Here is a 15,765-nt window from a genome sequence, read left to right on the forward strand (position 1 = left end):
GAAATGAATGCGAATAAATAGCTGTGTGCACAATGCCATTTTAAGATTGTAATTTAACCAATTAGCGATTAAATAGTCCGTTGTAATATGGCTTCAATAAGCATAAGAATAATAAGTTGGAGTGTTAAATGAGAGTAAGCAAGTTATCTGCAATATCGTTAGCCATCACATTGGTTATGAGTATGCAGGCACAGGCCAAAGCCGTAACGACACAAGACGTGACAGCGAATGAGTTTTCATGTGAAGGCAAAACCACTGTTCCTATCTATGAGATCCAAGGCGCTGGTGAGATGAGTCCATTTATCGCTGCAGGCGCGGATGAATCCATTCATGAAGTGACCACTAAAGGTGTGGTTACTGCGCGGGCAGAAAGATTATATAAAGGTTTTTTTATTCAAGATCCCCAAGGTGACGGCTCGCCTTTGACATCTGATGGTATTTTTGTCCATTGGGGAGACACTGCGCCAGCAGAAATTGTCCCGGGGATGCAGATTTGCGTCACTGGTAAAGTACAAGAATATGCAGGCTTTACCCAAATCAATATTGCACAGCACCAACAATTTCACTTAGGTAACTATGTTGGTGAGTTGCCCGCGACCCCGTTACATATTGCTGATGGTCAATCACTTGCCGAAGCGCTGGAGCGTGTTGAAGGCATGAAAGTGCTATTAGACACTGCAAGTGACATGAAAGTTACCCGTTCATTTAGCCTAGATTATGACTCATATCGCAACAACATGGTGTTATCACATAAAGCGCCACTGATGAAAGCCACGCAGGTTTATGCACCATTATCAGCAGAGGCGATAGCATTGAATCGCGCCAATATCGCCAACCAGCTGGTGGTTGAGTCAGACTATAAAGCTGAACATGGCGAGGTGCCGTATTTCCCAAGCTTTAATGCCGATAACGGCTATATTCGGGTTGGCGATCAGTTGACCAATATTGAAGGTGTGATTGGCTATAGTTATGAGCAATATCGCTTTATGCCAACCAATGACATTAGTGCCAGTGATTTTATTCGCCATCATGATCGCACCGTAGCGCCAGCCATTGCGGCCCAAGGTGACTTACGGGTAGCAAGTTTTAATGTACTGAACTTCTTTAATAGTGAGTTTGGCGGTGATAAAAACCCATTAGGCCACAATCGCGGGGCAAAGCTTGAGTCTGAAATGCTGCTGCAGCGCACAAAAATCGTGAATGCGATGGCGGCGATGAATGCCGATATTATTGGCTTAATGGAAGTTGAAAATAATGGCTTTGGTAAGTTAAGTGCCATTCAAAATCTAGTTGATGCCCTTAATGCCAAGCTGGCACCTGAGCAGGCTTATCAATTTGTTAAAGTCACTGACAATGACGGTTTCATCGGCACTGATGCTATCGCAGTTGGCATATTATATCGACCCGCCGTTGTTGCTTTAGCTGACGCAGCTCAAATAATCGCGACCCCTGAGCAACACGTGGCAGAAGGAGCGCTAACCCGTATCAATGAGGGCGTAACAGAAACAAATCCCGCCTACCATAAATATCAGCGCCACAGCCTAATGCAAAGCTTTAGCATTAATGGTAACAAGCTGACGATTGTGGTTAATCATTTTAAATCTAAAGGCTCAGGCTGTTTAGAAGATTGGTTAAGCTTTAATGAAGATTCAGAGCCTGTAGATTTACAGGGCAAGTGTAATGCCTTTCGCGTTTCTGCTGCTAAAGTGATCGGTGAGTCGGTAACCGGCTTAAACGGTGATGTGCTGGTGATTGGCGATTTAAATGCCTATGGCAAAGAAGATCCGTTAGCAGTACTCACTGACTATGATGCCAGCCTAACTGAACATGTGATAAAAACCGCCTCACACACCAGCTTAAATGGCGCAGAGCATGATGCACAAGGACGTGTGATTGAGAAGGGCTATGGGCTAATCAACTTAAACACCCAAGCACATGGGCCTGCTACATACTCGTACAGTTATGGTGGTGAGTTAGGTAATTTAGACCATGCTTTAGGTAATACAAGCTTAGCGGCTCGGGTAGTGGCGATTGAAGACTGGCATATCAATGCGGTTGAATCGAGCTTGTTTGAATACAGTAGCAAATACACCGGCGATTTAGTTAAGTCTGACAATGGCTATTCATCATCAGATCACGATCCGGTGATCATCGCCCTGGCATATCCCGAAGTACAGGATACTAAAGATGCAGATGCTATAATGACAGCCAAAGATGATGGCGGTAGCTTAGGTTACTTAGGCTTATTGCTCTTGTCTGCTTTAGGTTTTCGCCCTAAAGCCTAATCGATGTATTATTTAATAGAAATTATTATCATTTAAAATCGGTGGTGGTTTGTAAATTTTTTGAGCGTATTTTATTGCGCTTTGTGCTTGCTTTACAGGCAATTTACTTTAAATCACCGTGATAAAAAAAACGCCTGTTATAGTGTTGTGCTAGTAATTGCACCATTTAATGGCTGTGTTTTTTGAGTGTTAAAGAGAGTCGAAAAGTTGAATACCGTAACCGCTCCAATGTTAAAAAAGCGAATTGATAGTATCGATATTATGCGCGGCATTGTAATGCTTATCATGCTGCTGGATCATGTTAGAGAGCGTTTTTTCTTTCATGAGCAAGTCACCGATCCGATGACACTGGATAGCACCAGTACGGGATTATTTATAAGCCGATTTGCTGCGCATTTTTGTGCGCCTACTTTTGTGTTTTTAACCGGAGTATCAGCGTGGTTATATAGCCATCCGCAATTTGGCCCACAGCGCTCCGCAAGGTCATTTTTAATCAAGCGTGGCCTGTTTATTATCGCATTAGAGTGCACAGTGATTACGTTTCAGTGGATGGGCAATTACGAGATGATTTGGCTGCAAGTCATGTGGGCAATTGGCATCAGTATGTTGGCGCTAGCGTTATTAATCGGCTTGCCAAGATTTTGGCTTGGGCTTATTGGCTTAGTGATCGTATTTGGTCATAACATGCTTACGCCCATTAGCTTCTCGCCAGGGGAGTGGGGTTATACGTTATGGGCCATATTGCATGACCGCGGCAATATCTTAACCAATGACTTTATCGGCATTAGAGCCAGTTATCCGGTACTACCTTGGATTGGGGTGATTTTGTTAGGCTATGTGATAGCACCGATTTACAGTGCAAGCTTTGATGATAACAAACGTCATAACCTGCTCATTGGGCTTGGCTTAAGCTGCTTTGCGATTTTTGCAGTCTTACGCGGTTTTAATATTTACGGCGAAACACTTGATTGGCAGCAAGGTGAAACCCTAGTAATGACATTAAAGTCGGTATTTAACTTAACCAAATATCCACCTTCATTGGACTTTTTACTGGTGACTCTTGGCGGCACATTATTGTGTTTACGGACGCTTGAAAAGCTGAACCCGCGCTATGGTAAAGTGTTATCAACCTTTGGATCAGCGCCAATGTTTTTCTATATTGTGCACTTATATTTATTACTGTTTATGTACCGCTTTGCCGTTAATGTCATTGGGCCTAACTATGGCGATTTATATGGCTTTACCGATATAAGCTGGGTGTGGGCGGTGACGGTGATATTGGCGCTGCTGTTGTACTTTCCAACTAAGTGGTTTAGTCAGTACAAGCATCAAAGTAAACAGGGCTGGATTAAGTATTTCTAGACAATGGCGTTAACCAAAATGTTGTGGTTAATCAGTAGATAGTAAAAAGGCGCATTAAGCGCCTTTTTCGTTTTATGTGTGGATTTAGGATTAGTCGATTAAGTCATATTGCTCGGCTAAAACGTTAATAATATCCGCTTTTGGGTTGTCAGGTAGCGAGATGCTAGTGCCGGTTACCTTTTCTGCCACGCCAGTGTATGTGCGAGAGACATTCATCATCGCATCTAATGGTAAGTCGTTATCACGGGCGAGGGCTTCACGCTCAGGCATTCTATCTTTGTTAAGCAGAATATCGGCATCGTCAAAATGATTGAGCAGAAATTGACGAAAGCCTTCTTTGGAGTTTTCAACAATCTTGCTATCACGATACGCTGCGCCATCCCAAATACGTGACGAGTCTGGTGTGCCCACTTCATCCATGTAAATCAGTTTGGAGTTACCGTCTTTGTCATTGACGTAGCCAAATTCAAATTTAGTATCGACAAACATTTGGTCGTGGGTGGCTAGCGCATCTGAGATGACCTTAAAGCCTTGCTTTAATAATACTTCATATAAGTCGATATCGGCTGGTTTTTCAAAGCCAAAGGCTTGGTAGTTGGCTTCAATATCGGCGCGGCTAATGTTGACATCATCTTGCTCAGGCACACCTGGAATACCGGTTAAAATGCCTTTGGTTGAAGGGGTTATCAATAACTCTGGTAGTTTTTGATCTTTGGTTAACCCTTCAGGCAGTGTGATACCGCAAAATTCGCGTTCGCCTTTGGCATAAGCGCGCCACATTGAACCGGTAATGTATTGACGACAAATCGCTTCAACTTTAATTGGACGCGCTTTTTGCACAATCCATACAAATGGGTGTGGGATATCAAGAATATGGCTATCGGCTAAACCATTTTCAGCAAACAACTTAAACCAATGATTAGAGATAGCGTTAAGTGCCGCCCCTTTACCTGGAATGCCCTGTAAATTACCTTCACCATGAAAAATACAATCAAATGCTGAAATGCGATCGCTGATCACCATTATCGCTAATGGGGTATCAGCTGGCACGTTATAGCCTTTATCGGCAATTAAGCGGCGGCTATCAGCCTCAGTTAACCAATATACACTGCGAACTTTACCGCTGTGTACTGGCTTATCGGTTCGGATCGGCAAATCGTTATTGATAGCGAGAACTGAATCAGCAAGACTCATGGCCAGTATTCCTTAAGAAATTGAGTGTAGGGAGATATCCTTTATTGATAAGGATAGTTAGGTATTTTTATGGCGGCTATTTTACCTGTATTAAGGCAGATTTCCATGCTTATCAGGCGGCTAAACTCTTAATCCTGTATAGCGAATACTGAGGCAAATTAAACTCGCTATTCGCCATTGGCTTTATTGGCATAGCTCTTTAGAATGAATTTTTTGCAGCTTTACCATTAAAGAGCGAATATCTTGTGAGCCATACCCGTTTAGGTCTTATGTTTGTCAGCGTTGCCGTTGTGTTTTGGGGGATATTACCCATAGCGCTTAAGTTATCCGGAGGGTTTATTGATCCGGTTACGTTAACTTGGTTTAGGTTTTTAGTGGCCTTTGTGGTGACCTTTATTCTGCTATGGCGCTTTGGTAATTTGAAGCAATTTAGTCAACTGCAGGGGGGTGATTGGCTAAAGCTTGCTGCTGCAGGTATTTTACTGATGCTCAATTACACCTCTTTTGTGTATTCACTGGATTACTTATCACCAGGTACTGCGCAACTTAACTTTCAAACTGCACCGTTCTTTTTAGCCTTTGGTGGCGCACTGTTTTTTAAAGAGCGGCTCACGGCGGTGCAGCTAAGCTGTTTTGCAGCTCTGGCATTAGGGGTGTTGCTGTTCTTTCACCCAAGCCTTGATGTGTCGGCAGAAAATAGCAGTCAAATTCTATTTGGGGTGCTGATTGTGCAGTTTTCAGTGTTGTCGTGGACGAGTTATGCCTTACTGCAAAAGTCATTGTTTACTAAGCTAACACCCAATAATGTGTTGCTATGTATCTATGGCTTAGGGATCCTTGTGATGGCGCCTTTTAGCGAGTTTAGTCACTTTGGGCTTATGGATAGCAGCCATTGGTTGATCGTCGGTTTTTGTGCCATCAATACCTTAATTGCTTATGGCTGTTTTGGTCAGGCGATGAAGTACTGGCCCACGGCGCAAGTGAGTGCCATGCTCGCGCTGACGCCAGTGCTCAGTTTTAGCGTTAACGCTTTAGTGGTGTATTTAGGCTGGTGGCCTGAGGTGTTTAAGGTTGATGTGATTGATCTGTGGTCGCTGCTGGGGATTGTATTGATTGTTGGCGCTGTGTTTACCATGCAACTATGGCCCTTGTATGTGGGCAACAAGCAAAAGCGGCAAGCCCATGTCGAAGGCGAAAGCGTTTAAGACCAAAGCGTTTATCGCAATAACTTTAGCGTTATTAGTGCTTGTAGGATGAGTTTTATTTCAGCCATAAAAAATGGAGCCACAAGGCTCCATTTTTATGCGTTAAACCAACGTTAGTTGGACTGCAAGTATTTACTCGCTGTCACGTGGCTTACGTGGACGGTCGCTACGAGGGCGGTCACTACGTGGACGATCACCACGAGGGCGGTCGCTACGAGGACGGTCACTACGTGGACGACGTGGTGCTTCAGCTGGGAAAGAGGCATCACTCGCTTCACGAATGTTTAATGCTTTACCACAAACACGTACTTTTCTTAAGTGGCCTAGTACATCTTTTGGCATGCCGTCTGGCAAGTCAATTGAAGTAACTTGATCAAATAATTGAATTTGACCAATGAACTGGCTGTCAATGTTTGCTTCGTTAGCGATGGCGCCAACGATATTACCTACACCAACACCGTTATCACGACCTACATCGATTACGTAACGGCACATTTTAACATCAGGCTTATCTTTCAGGCCTTCAGCGCTACCAAAGCTTGTTGGCAATGGACGGCTGCCGCGTGAATCACGACGAGGACGCTCACGACCAGCGTCGCGAGGACCACGATCATCACGGTCACGTGAATCACGTTGACGCTCTTGAATCGCAGGAAGTTGTAATGGACGCTCAGCCTGTACTTGTTGAAGTAATGCTGCTGCGAGTAAGTCAGTGTCAATTTCAAGCTGCTGACATAACTGAGCCACTGCATTTTTCATGAAATCTAAGTCACCGTTAACGGTTTCTTGGATTTGCTCACCTAAGCGTGATAAACGACGCTCAGCAACAGTTTCAGGGCTAGGTACTTTCATTGGCGAGATACGGCTGTTCGTTGCACGTTCGATAGTGCGAAGCATACGCATTTCACGGTTGGTAACGAAAAGAATTGCCATACCTGTACGACCAGCACGACCTGTACGGCCAATACGGTGTACATAAGCTTCTGAATCATATGGGATATCGTAGTTAACTACGTGACCAATACGTTCAACGTCAAGACCACGGGCCGCAACGTCAGTAGCAATTAGGATGTCTAACTTGCCGCGTTTAAGTTGGTCAACAGCACGTTCACGAGCTTGTTGGTTCATATCACCGTGTAATGGTGAAGATGCATAGCCACGCGCTTCAAGTTTTTCAGCAAGTTCAACACAGCTGTTACGGGTACGTACGAAGATGATAATACCTTCAGTATTTTCAACTTCTAAAACACGTACTAACGCTTCAAGTTTGTTGTGTTGTGATACTTGAACATAACGCTGATCAATTGACTCAACAGTAGTATGGCTAGCAGCAATACTAATGTGAACAGGGTTGTTTAAGTGCTTGTTCGCAACGCGCTTGATTTGCTCTGGCATAGTCGCAGAGAAAAGGGCAAGTTGACTGTCTTTTGGTTTGTGCTCAAGAACCCATTCGATATCATCGATGAAGCCCATTTTTAGCATTTCATCAGCTTCATCAAGAACAAGTGCTTGTAGTGCATCAAGTTTAAGAGTGCCACGACGCATGTGGTCCATTACACGACCTGGCGTACCAACAACAACTTGTGGGCCACGACGTAGCGCACTTAATTGTTGATGCATGCTTTGACCACCATAAATAGGTAGTACATGGAAGCCTTTCATGTGTTTAGCGTAGCTACCAAATGCTTCAGCAACCTGAACAGCAAGTTCACGTGTTGGTGCAAGCACTAGGATTTGAGGAGCATTCAGCTTTTGGTCAACATTACTTAGTAAAGGCAGTGCGAAAGCACCTGTTTTACCTGTACCTGTTTGAGCTTGGCCTAAAATATCTTTACCTTCCATTAAAGGATCGATACTAGCAGACTGAATTGGAGTTGGTTTTTCGTAACCTAGATCGTCAAGGGCACGAAGCAAATTCTCGGATAAACCAAGTTCGCGGAAAGTTCTTTCATCGGATGACATTGAGTTGTAGCCTTGTGGATGCGTACGAAGTTATTGGCATTCGTACTAGAGTTTCACAGACAGAAAATCAACCCCGTGTCGATTTCCCGCGTCAAAGGGGCGATATTATAGCAAGCTTTGGCCTCGTTGACTATCTAATTTTAACAAATAACTAAAATTGGCCTGATTATTGTAGCGCTTACTGAGCGATTAACTAAGTAACTTTTGACGTAATTAAATCAGAAACGGTTATTTTATGGCCGTGATTCATTTTATCCATTTTTTTATAGCGGATAAACAAGCCTTTTCGCAAATGCAGTTGCAGTAATCGCCTTAGTGCTCAATTTCTAGCGCTTTACAATGATGCGCTGTTTATCCAGTTTAAGTAGCGTGAATGCCGTTTCAGTGACTGCTGCTAAAAAGTTAATATCGATAGTATCTAAGGTGTCTTCAACAGTGTGATATTGCTTATGGGTTGGCACGCCTAAATAGAGCCAAGGAATACCAGCTTTGTGGAACGGGTAATGATCTGATGCTCGCAGCCAATTAATTTTGAGCATACTGCCATCATTTAGCCTTGAACGACTCTGTCTCACACATAGATTATTATAGTCTTGGAGCTGGTGTTTTATCTGCTTAAATTGAGATACATTTTGCTCCCCTTCAATATAAATGGCTTTGGGTCTAGAAGGGTGGCCAATCATGTCTAAGTTTAGCGACATTTCTAGCTGCATATCTGGCAGTGTTAACAGTTGCTGAACTAGCGCGTATGAGCCAAATAACCCCGGCTCTTCAGCATCGGTGGCAACTAGCATTAAGTTAACTGCCGGATCGCCATCTTGCTGCCATTGCTTTGCAATCGCTAACATTGCAGCAATGCCTGAAGCATTATCATCAGCCCCAGCAAAGACTTTACTGCCACGACTGCCTAAATGGTCATAGTGGGCGGTAATAATGCGCCAGCGCTGGGATGCTTGCTTTGATTTAATCGTGGCAATGAGGTTAATACCCTGTTTATCAGCAAAGTTTTGCCGATAAACAAATGGCAGCATAAATTCTTTTTGCCAAGGTGATAACCCCAGTTCAATAAAGCGCGCACTTAGGTATTGGCGGGTTTTTTCTGCACCTATGGTATTGGTTTTACGGCCAGCCAAATCATCACTGGTTAATATGCGAATATCTTCGATGAGTTGATTTTTATCAGCCCATTGACTGGAAGTGTCATTTCCACAGTTTTGCGAAGCGCAACCGCTTAGCAAAAAACACAATGCCACTGGCGTCAATCTAATCGATACAGTGAAACAGGGTGGTTTTTGAACATGATATTTTTGCAGAAATGATGCTAATACCGAGGATAAATAAGCCAGAGTATTTTGGTAAAATTCCATTTATATCCCTCTGGCTTGATGAGTAAACTAACTCAATGGTGCGCATACCGCAGCAGGTGTATTCTGTGCAATTACTAACAGTGTAATCGCTATTTGGCTTTAGTGGCCTTCTTTGCTGGAGTTTTCTTCACGCTACTTTTATTGGTGACACCTTTATTAGCGACACCTTTTGGGGCCGCAGCCTTCCTGGTCAATAGCGGCTTTAAAAAGCGTGCAGTATGGGAGGTTTTATGTTTTGCCACCTCTTCAGGGGTTCCGCTTGCCAAAATAGTGCCGCCGCCGGAGCCGCCTTCAGGGCCTAGATCCACTAGCCAATCTGCCGTTTTAATCACATCAAGATTATGCTCAATGACCACTATGGTGTTGCCTTTGGCTTTTAAGCGATGCAGTACATCTAGTAGCAGCTGAATATCAGCAAAGTGCAAGCCTGTAGTGGGCTCATCAAGAATGTATAAGGTTTTGCCGGTATCACGTTTGGATAACTCTTTTGCTAACTTCACTCGTTGAGCTTCACCACCGGACAGTGTTGTCGCACTTTGACCTAAACAAATATACGCCAAGCCTACATCCACTAAGGTTTGCAGTTTTCTTGCGATCGCAGGGATTGGATCAAAGAAAACACGCGCTTCTTCAATGGTCATTTGCAGCACTTCGTGAATATTTTTGCCCTTGTATTTAACATCTAAGGTTTCGCGGTTATAGCGTTTACCTTTACAGGAATCACAAGGCACATACACATCTGGTAAAAAGTGCATCTCAACCTTTATTAAGCCATCACCCTGACAGGCTTCACAGCGGCCACCTTTAACGTTAAAAGAGAAGCGACCCGGTAAGTAACCGCGGCTTCGAGACTCTTGAGTTGCAGCAAATAATTCACGAATAGGGGTAAATATGCCGGTGTAAGTAGCAGGATTTGAACGCGGTGTTCGCCCGATTGGGCTTTGATCAATATCAACCACCTTATCGCATTGCTCCATGCCGGTAATGCTTTTATGGGCTGCAGGCTCATCAATGGTAGCGCCGTTTAGCATTCTGTGGGCAATTTTATAAAAGGTGTCGTTAATTAAGGTTGATTTACCCGAACCTGATACCCCAGTAATACAGGTAAATAAACCAATAGGAATGGTTAAGTCGACATTTTTAAGGTTATTACCAGTGGCGCCGCATAGCTCAATGACTTTTTTCGGATCCATTGGGGTGCGTTTATCACTAATGTGGATTTGCTTGGTGCCAGAAATATATTGGCCAGTGACAGACTCTTTACAGTCGAGAATGGCCTGCAGAGGCCCAGAGCAAATGATTTCGCCGCCGTGAACGCCTGCGCCGGGGCCAATATCAATCACATGATCAGCCATGCGAATTGCGTCTTCATCATGCTCAACCACAATCACGGTATTACCGAGATCACGCAGGTGTATTAGCGTTTGCAGTAAACGTTCGTTATCGCGCTGATGCAAGCCAATTGAAGGTTCATCCAGCACGTACATTACGCCCACAAGGCCGGCACCAATTTGACTGGCTAAGCGAATACGCTGGGCTTCACCCCCTGATAAAGTATCTGCTGAGCGGTCTAAGCTTAGGTAGTTAAGGCCGACATTGACCAAGAAGCCTAAACGATCGCCAACTTCTTTAAGAATTTTTTCAGCGATCTGCGCTTTTTGCCCTTCGAATTTAATCTCAGTGAAATAGCTCATGGCTTCACCGATGGACCACTGAGTCAGCTGCGGTAAGTTTAACTCGCCAATAAATACGTTACGGGCTTCTTCACGCAAACGCGAGCCGTCACAGCTTTTACAGGATTGGGTATTAATAAACTTTGATAGCTCTTCACGTACCGAGTTACTTTCAGTTTCGCGGTAGCGGCGATCCATATTATTGAGGATCCCCTCAAATGGATGATTACGAATAACCACATCACCACGATCGTTAATGTACTTAAAGGCAATGTTTTGCTTACCTGAGCCAGATAGAATAATTTTTTGTACTTTAGCGCTTAACTGCTCAAAGGGGGTTTCGACATCAAATTTATAATGTTCAGCTAAGGAGCTGAGCATTTGAAAGTAATAGAAATTACGTTTATCCCAGCCTCTAATCGCCCCGCCTGCTAATGACAGCTCGCTATTGGCAATCACTCTTTCTGCATCAAAGTACTGCTGCACACCTAAACCATCACAGGTTTGACAAGCGCCAGCGGGATTATTGAATGAGAAAATACGTGGCTCAAGCTCTGCCATGGAGTAGCCACAATATGGACAGGCAAAGTTAGCCGAGAACATCAACTCGTCTGCTTCTCCGGCCATGTCGGTAATAATAGCAATACCGCCTGATAACTCTAACGTCGTTTCAAAAGACTCTGCTAAGCGCTGCTTTAAATCATCACGCACTTTAAAGCGATCAACCACCACTTCAATGGTGTGTTTAACATGTAGCTCAAGGGTTGGCGGATCGGATAAATCACAAACCTCACCGTCAATTCTGGCGCGCACATAACCTTGAGCAGCCAAACTTTCGAGTAATTTTACATGTTCACCTTTACGGGCTTTGACCACGGGAGCTAATAGCATTTGGCGACTGCCTTCAGGCAGTTCCAATACTTTATCTACCATTTGGCTGACCGTTTGCGCGGTTAATGCTTGGCCGTGGGTTGGGCAGCGCGGCTCACCAACACGGGCAAACAGCAGTCTAAGATAATCATAAATCTCAGTGATGGTACCCACGGTTGAGCGTGGATTATGGGATGTGGATTTTTGCTCAATTGAAATTGCAGGACTTAAGCCTTCGATATGATCCACATCAGGCTTTTCCATCAAACTTAAAAACTGGCGCGCATAGGCTGATAGTGACTCAACATAACGGCGCTGGCCTTCGGCATATAAGGTATCAAAGGCTAACGATGACTTACCTGAGCCAGATAAACCTGTGATGACAATAAGTTTGTCTCGGGGGATGGTTAAATCAAAGTTTTTAAGATTGTGGGTTCGTGCACCGCGAATTTCAATGGTATCCATTCATCACTCTAGAGGTTGTTTTAGCTACCTTGTCAAAGTAGCAAAATTTGAGTTAGCTTAGTAAATAGCCGTTAGTGTATCGTTAATTAACTAGCTTATACAGTGTTTTATACAGTGTTGGTGACACTAAATGTACCCAGGGAGCCAGACTAATAGCGGCTGAAACCATAAAAAAACGACTGGGATATAAAACACATTATAACCTGTTTGTTTAACCTTATTAACAAATACGACAAACAGTTGCCTGTTGGTTCATTATTCCTTTTGAGCTAAATTAGAACGCTGTGATAATATGTGCAACTCGCATTTTTCTATAGATACACAATTTAAGGGCAACTGAATGGCCAACAATGGATTATCAGGCATTGAGAAGAAAGTCGCGTTTTCGTTAGCCAGCGTGTTTGGTTTACGAATGATGGGCTTATTCATGATCATGCCCGTATTCGCGCTTTACGGCCAACATTTAGAGGGTTTTTCACCTCTATGGGTGGGTATCGCTATCGGTGCTTATGGCTTGACCCAAGCGGTGTTACAAATTCCCATGGGCATGTTGTCAGATAAATATGGCCGTAAGCCGATTATTTTGGCTGGGCTGGTGGTGTTTGCTATAGGTAGCGTGGTTGCTGCAATGTCAGATCATATTTATGGGGTTGTGCTTGGCCGAGCCATTCAAGGGATGGGTGCTATTGCCGCTGCAGTGTTAGCGCTGGCCGCCGATTTAACCCGCGATGAGCAACGCACTAAAGTGATGGCTATTATTGGCATGTGTATTGGTTTCTCGTTTGCATTGTCATTGCTTGCAGGGCCGATAGTGGCCCAATATGCAGGTTTAGAAGGGCTATTCTTTTTAACCGCTATCTTAGCGGTAGTGGGCATGATCATTGTGCAGGTGTTGGTACCTAACCCAGTCTCACAAGCGCCCAAAGGCGATACTGTTGCTACGCCCACTAAATTAAAGCGTATGTTAATGGACCCGCAACTGTTCAGACTCGATGCAGGGATTTTTATTTTGCATTTAGTGCTTACCGCCGTATTTGTGGCCTTGCCATTAGATTTAGTGGATGCAGGTTTAGTAAAAGAAAAACACTGGATGCTGTATTTCCCTGCCTTTATCGGCGCGTTTTTCTTAATGGTGCCGTTAATTATTATTGGTGTTAAACGTAACAACACTAAAACCATGTTCCAAATATCACTAATGATCATGATGCTGGCATTGGCAGCTATGGGATCTTATGCTGATAACCTCTGGGTATTAAGTGCCGCTGTGGTGTTATTTTTCACTGGTTTTAATTATCTTGAGGCGTCATTGCCTAGTTTAATTGCTAAATTTTGTCCGGTGGGCGATAAAGGCTCAGCTATGGGCGTTTATTCCACTAGCCAATTTTTAGGGGCATTTTGTGGCGGTATGCTAGGTGGCGGAGCTTATCAGCTGGTTGGCGCTGCAGGGGTATTTTATGTGGCACTTGGACTGATGTTTATTTGGTTATTATTAACCATAGGCATGGAAAAACCCGTACTGCTAAAAAGCTATACCCTTGAGGCACAAGTTAAAGATAGAAATCAGGCGAAAGACATGGCAACCCAGCTATCACAGCTATCTGGGGTAGCAGAAGCCATTGTCGTCATGGAAGAGAGAGCAGCTTATTTGAAAGTTGATGATCAATTCGATTTGAGTGAAGCGCGAGCTGTGTTAGGCTCTGTCAATTAGATCGTTTTGATCGCTCAGTTTTGTAATTTAGATTAGATAATAGATAAAATCGCAGGAGATTTTCGATGGCCAGTCGTGGTGTAAATAAAGTAATTTTGGTTGGTAATTTAGGTAAAGATCCTGAAGTTCGTTACATGCCAAACGGTAATGCCGTAGCCAACTTTACTGTAGCTACAAGTGAAACTTGGAAAGACCAACAGGGTCAGCAGCAAGAGCGCACCGAGTGGCACAATATCGTCATGTACCGTCGTTTAGCTGAAGTTGCTGGCGAATACCTAAAGAAAGGTTCTAAAGTTTATTTAGAAGGCAAATTGCAAACCAGTAAATGGCAAGATCAGACTACAGGTCAAGATCGCTATAAAACTGAAATCAATGCGATGGAAATGCAAATGCTTGATAGCCGCGGTCAAGGTGGTGGTCAGCAAGGTGGCATGAACCAAGGTTACGGTAACGCGCCGCAACAAAGTGCTCCTCAGCAAGCTCAAGGTGGTTATGGTCAGCAGCAACAAGCTCAAGGTGGTTTCCAACAACCAGCTCAAGCGCAAAAGCCTGCTTACACGCCTAAGCCTCAAGCGCCAGCTCAGCAGCCTGCCCAACAAGCACAAGGTGGCTTCCAACAAGCGCCAGCTCACCAACCTGCACAAGGTGGATATCAGCAAGCTGCTCCTGCGCAGCAGCAAGGTGGTTTTCAACAACCAGCTCCAGCACAGCGCCCAGCGCCAACGCCACAGCCACAAAATACTACACCTGATTTAGGCGGTGATTGGGATGATGATATCCCGTTCTAGATCACGTTAAATGTAAAAGTGTTAAATTAAACACGTATTTTACGAATTATTATGAGGAACCCAGCATTTTTGCTGGGTTTTTTATTGGCTGCGATAGCTATTTAGAGGTGACGAGTCACGATCTTGAGTGATCAACTGGCATTGTTAACCATGCCTTTTAAGACAATATTGTTATAGGTGACAAAGCCAATAATATTGCCTTGTTCAATGACAGGAGCTTTGTTGATCTGGAATTGATCAAATAAGCGGGCGGTATAGCGAATATCCATATCTGGGCATACTGACATCACAGGCTTTATCATGATTTCATAAACATTAACCCGCTCTGGTGACTTATCAGTGGCTAATACTTTTCTGGCAATATCACTGAGTAACAATATGCCGTATTCATCATGCTCATGGCGTTTGTTAATCACTAAAATAGTGACGTTTTTTGCCATCGCAATATTAATGGCTTCACTGACGGTAAGTAGGCCATCAATCATGGCGTAATCATTCATCAAAATATCACGGTTTTTTATTGGCGTTGATGGTTTCATATTTGATCCTTTATATCATCAGTGAGTTTTGCAACTTGGTGAGCAACACCAACGGCATCTTCAACATCAATTTGAATTGCTATTCCTTGACCTGGGTGAGTATTAAAGCCGCCCACCTCACAGATCGTTTCTAAAATATGTCGGCTCATATGCTCTTCAACTAGCCATAAAATGACGTCCCGTTGTACATCTAAGCCTAGCCCCATGAAGGTTTTCTTTCTAGTTAGTCCTTCACCGCGAGCATGGTTAATTACAGTGGCACCTGTGGCACCAGCTTCTCTGGCGGCATCCAGTACCGCTTCAGTACTAATATCATCAACAAAAGCGACAATTAATTTAAATCGCAT

General features: G+C 43.9%; 11 protein-coding genes. 5 read left to right on the forward strand and 6 right to left on the reverse strand.

Annotated features, from left to right (window positions below; all coding sequences use genetic code 11):
• The first annotated feature begins 128 nt into the window (after nt 1–128).
• Both Q4533_RS06825 and Q4533_RS06830 read left to right on the forward strand, forming a co-directional pair.
• Nucleotides 129–2,285: an ExeM/NucH family extracellular endonuclease gene (locus tag Q4533_RS06825; protein WP_303502485.1), complete on the forward strand. Its 2,157-nt coding sequence runs from the start codon at nt 129–131 to the stop codon at nt 2,283–2,285.
• 228 nt (nt 2,286–2,513) lie between these two features.
• Nucleotides 2,514–3,647 (forward strand): DUF1624 domain-containing protein, encoded by a 1,134-nt coding sequence (locus tag Q4533_RS06830; RefSeq protein ID WP_102439980.1) that lies wholly within the window; start codon nt 2,514–2,516, stop codon nt 3,645–3,647.
• A 90-nt stretch (nt 3,648–3,737) separates the two neighbouring features.
• Here Q4533_RS06830 and Q4533_RS06835 read toward each other — a convergent pair whose 3' ends face one another.
• Complete coding sequence (locus Q4533_RS06835) at nt 3,738–4,841, reverse strand: phosphoribosylaminoimidazolesuccinocarboxamide synthase (RefSeq protein WP_102439979.1); 1,104 nt, start codon at nt 4,839–4,841, stop codon at nt 3,738–3,740.
• A 269-nt stretch (nt 4,842–5,110) separates the two neighbouring features.
• Here Q4533_RS06835 and Q4533_RS06840 point away from each other — a divergent pair, with 269 nt between their 5' ends.
• Nucleotides 5,111–6,046: a DMT family transporter gene (locus Q4533_RS06840; protein ID WP_102475503.1), complete on the forward strand. Its 936-nt coding sequence runs from the start codon at nt 5,111–5,113 to the stop codon at nt 6,044–6,046.
• 132 nt (nt 6,047–6,178) lie between these two features.
• On the opposite strand, the gene Q4533_RS06845 is transcribed toward Q4533_RS06840, so the two are convergent.
• From Q4533_RS06845 to uvrA, 3 genes are all read right to left on the reverse strand, one after another.
• Nucleotides 6,179–8,008 carry a DEAD/DEAH box helicase gene (locus Q4533_RS06845; protein WP_102439978.1) on the reverse strand — a complete coding sequence of 610 codons (1,830 nt, stop codon included), beginning with the start codon at nt 8,006–8,008 and terminating at the stop codon, nt 6,179–6,181.
• 326 nt (nt 8,009–8,334) lie between these two features.
• On the reverse strand, nt 8,335–9,375 hold the full coding sequence (locus Q4533_RS06850; RefSeq protein WP_102475471.1) for a M20/M25/M40 family metallo-hydrolase: 1,041 nt from the start codon (nt 9,373–9,375) through the stop codon (nt 8,335–8,337).
• An 89-nt stretch (nt 9,376–9,464) separates the two neighbouring features.
• Nucleotides 9,465–12,383, reverse strand: coding sequence for an excinuclease ABC subunit UvrA (gene uvrA / locus Q4533_RS06855; RefSeq protein WP_303502487.1), 2,919 nt, complete (start codon nt 12,381–12,383; stop codon nt 9,465–9,467).
• A gap of 340 nt (nt 12,384–12,723) precedes the next feature.
• Here uvrA and Q4533_RS06860 point away from each other — a divergent pair, with 340 nt between their 5' ends.
• Together Q4533_RS06860 and Q4533_RS06865 are read left to right on the forward strand one after the other, a co-directional pair.
• On the forward strand, nt 12,724–14,091 hold the full coding sequence (locus Q4533_RS06860; RefSeq protein ID WP_102439975.1) for an MFS transporter: 1,368 nt from the start codon (nt 12,724–12,726) through the stop codon (nt 14,089–14,091).
• Nucleotides 14,092–14,156: 65 nt separating this feature from the next.
• Entirely contained in the window at nt 14,157–14,879 is a 723-nt protein-coding gene (locus Q4533_RS06865; RefSeq protein ID WP_102439974.1) for a single-stranded DNA-binding protein, read from the forward strand.
• A 131-nt stretch (nt 14,880–15,010) separates the two neighbouring features.
• Here the strand turns inward: Q4533_RS06865 and Q4533_RS06870 are convergent, their stop codons facing one another.
• Together Q4533_RS06870 and Q4533_RS06875 are read right to left on the reverse strand one after the other, a co-directional pair.
• Nucleotides 15,011–15,418 carry a CBS domain-containing protein gene (locus Q4533_RS06870; RefSeq protein ID WP_102439578.1) on the reverse strand — a complete coding sequence of 136 codons (408 nt, stop codon included), beginning with the start codon at nt 15,416–15,418 and terminating at the stop codon, nt 15,011–15,013.
• Nucleotides 15,415–15,765 carry a P-II family nitrogen regulator gene (locus Q4533_RS06875; protein ID WP_303502489.1) on the reverse strand — a complete coding sequence of 117 codons (351 nt, stop codon included), beginning with the start codon at nt 15,763–15,765 and terminating at the stop codon, nt 15,415–15,417. The genes Q4533_RS06870 and Q4533_RS06875 overlap by 4 nt, the downstream gene beginning before the upstream one ends.

The sequence above is a fragment of the Shewanella sp. 6_MG-2023 genome (assembly GCF_030547195.1).
GTDB lineage: Bacteria > Pseudomonadota > Gammaproteobacteria > Enterobacterales > Shewanellaceae > Shewanella.